At 72.9% G+C, this 2,091-nt stretch carries 4 protein-coding genes; all 4 read right to left on the reverse strand.

Going from position 1 to position 2,091, the window contains the following annotated elements; genetic code table 11:
* Positions 1 to 42 precede the first annotated feature (42 nt).
* Positions 43 to 585, reverse strand: a complete 543-nt coding sequence (locus E7Z54_RS21760; protein WP_240769836.1) for a SigE family RNA polymerase sigma factor — start codon at positions 583 to 585, stop codon at positions 43 to 45.
* Between the two features lie 88 nt (positions 586 to 673).
* Entirely contained in the window at positions 674 to 1,222 is a 549-nt protein-coding gene (locus tag E7Z54_RS21765; protein WP_136436823.1) for a YbaK/EbsC family protein, read from the reverse strand.
* Complete coding sequence (locus tag E7Z54_RS21770; RefSeq protein WP_136436824.1) at positions 1,189 to 1,491, reverse strand: hypothetical protein; 303 nt, start codon at positions 1,489 to 1,491, stop codon at positions 1,189 to 1,191. Before E7Z54_RS21770 ends, E7Z54_RS21765 begins: the two co-directional genes overlap by 34 nt.
* Positions 1,488 to 2,091: cell wall-active antibiotics response protein (locus E7Z54_RS23620; RefSeq protein WP_168798458.1), on the reverse strand; the 604-nt coding region annotated here is incomplete at its 5' end. The genes E7Z54_RS21770 and E7Z54_RS23620, both read right to left, overlap by 4 nt.

The following is a 2,091-nucleotide window of genomic DNA, read 5'->3' on the forward strand; positions in this document are numbered from 1 at the left end:
GTCGGCACCGCACCGGCCAGGCCCTCGCGCAGCCACTTCTCGTCACTCATCTCCGGGCTCCTCTCGTCGCAGGTGGGGAGAGGAGCGGAGGGCGTTGATGGCGCGCGAGCACTGGCTCTTCACGGTGCCGACGCTCACCCCGAGCAGGTCCGCGGTCTGCTGCTCGGTGAGGTCCTCGAAGTAGCGCAGCACCACGACGGCGCGCTGTCCCCGCGGCAGCCGGGCGAGGGCGGCGAGCAGGTCGTTGCGCGCGTCGGCGTCGGACGCGTCCGCTCCCGTCTCCGGCAGGTTCTCCGTCGGCCGCTCGCCGCGCCACCTGCGCCGCCACCACGAGGCGTAGGTGGTGAACAGGACTCGGCGGACGTAGGGCTCGAACCTGTCGGGTCCGATCCGGTCGAACGACGGCCACGACTTCGCCAGCGCGGTCTGGACCAGGTCCTCGGCCAGCTGGTGGTCGCCGGTGAGCAGCCACGCGGACCGCCACAGGGCGTCGCCGCGGGCCGCGACGAACGCCTCGAAGCCGTCGGACCCGTCGGTCCGTGCGGTGTCCTGCGTCCTCGGCTCGCTCACCATGCTCCCGTCCATCGGCACTCCTCTCACCCGTCAGAAGCGGTGAGGGGTGGCGAAAGGTTGTCAGAAGATCGCGCCGTCGTGGGCGCAGCGGCGTGGCGGGTCAGTCGGCCAGCCCGTCCACCAGCTCGGCGCCCGGGAGCTCGGCAAGCAGCCGACCCGGGAGCAGCAGCTTCGAGCGCCGTACACCGGAGCCGATCACGGCGACCTCGATGTCGGGCACCCGGGCGTCGAGCAGGAGTCGCCAGCCGTCGGGGAGGCCGAGCGGGGTGATGCCGCCGAACTCCATCGACGACTCCTCGACCGCGCGCTCCATCGGCATGAACGACAGCTTCCGGACGTCGAGCAGCCGTTTGACGGTGTGGTTGACGTCGGCCCGGGTGTCCGCCCGGACCACGCAGGCAGCGACCCGCTCCGTGCCCTCCCGCCGACCGGCGACGAGCACGCAGTTGGCCGACGCCTCCATCGGGACGCCGTACGCCTCGCTCATCGCCGCCGTGTCGGCCAGGTCGGGGTCGATCTCGACGACGGCCACGCCGTCGCCGCCCGGCCAGGCGGTCAGCGCCGCGGCCACGGAGCCGGCGACGAGCTCGGGATGGTCGAGGGCGGGGAGGGAGGTCAGCCCTGGGAGCTGGGGGAGTCCTGGTGCCACCCCGCCATCCTGCCGGAGCGACCCCGACGGCGGCCACGGAGCACGGTCGTCGCTAGTCCGAGGGCGCCCGCGACCAGCCACGGCATCGGCAGCAGCCACCGGGCGTTCTCGAGCTGCACCGTGTCGCTGGCCAGCAGAGCCCACACGGCGGCGAGGCCGAGGAAGGCGACGCCCATGACCAGGTGGCCGACATTGACGGGGTGCCACGGCGGGTCGGCGGGGCGGGCCTCGCGGGGCAGCTCGGGGCCGAGGTCGTCGTAGGTGCTCATCGGGCTGCTCCTTCGGCGCGGACCACGATCTCGCCGAGGAGCACCTCGGCGTCGATGGTGAGGGTGGGGTCCGACGGGTTGTTGCCGTACGTGATGCTGGCGGAGCTGTTGGGGCTCCTCTCGCCGAAGAGCCTCACCTCGCCGCCCTCGGCCGTCGCATCGCCGTCGACGTTCAGCCCGTCGGCAGGGACGATCACCTCGATCCGACCCAACCCGGCTCTCAGGTCGAGGGTCTGGCCCTCGAGCTTCCGGAGGTCCTTGATGTCGCTCAGGTCGATCCTGATCTCGCCGGCATGGATCTCGTAGACGTCGGCGAGCTCCGACGCCTGGTCGGGGTGCCGCGTGATCTGGCCGGCGTCCACCTCGCTGGCGGCGGAGGTGATCGCGGTCGCGGCCGCGGCGACCAGCCCGACGAGGATCAGCCCGCCGCCGCGGCCGTAGAACGCGCCGGCCACGAGCATCAGGCCGGTGATCGCGAGCACCGTCGCGGGGTAGGCCGATACCGGGACGTCCACGCCCGCGAGGTGCACGGTGGCGACGACGCCCAGGCCGAGCGCGATGAGCGCCAGGGTGAAGGGGAACAGCAGCGGCCCGCGCCTG

Source organism: Nocardioides sp. (assembly GCF_004803405.1).
Lineage (GTDB): Bacteria > Actinomycetota > Actinomycetes > Propionibacteriales > Nocardioidaceae > Nocardioides > Nocardioides vastitatis.

What these genes read in the sequence shown, in the direction of transcription:
- E7Z54_RS21760 (WP_240769836.1), bottom strand. Translation starts at nt 585, where the DNA reads ATGGACGGGAGCATGGTGAGCGAGCCGAGGACGCAGGACACCGCACGG.
- E7Z54_RS21770 (WP_136436824.1), bottom strand. Translation starts at nt 1,491, where the DNA reads ATGAGCACCTACGACGACCTCGGCCCCGAGCTGCCCCGCGAGGCCCGC.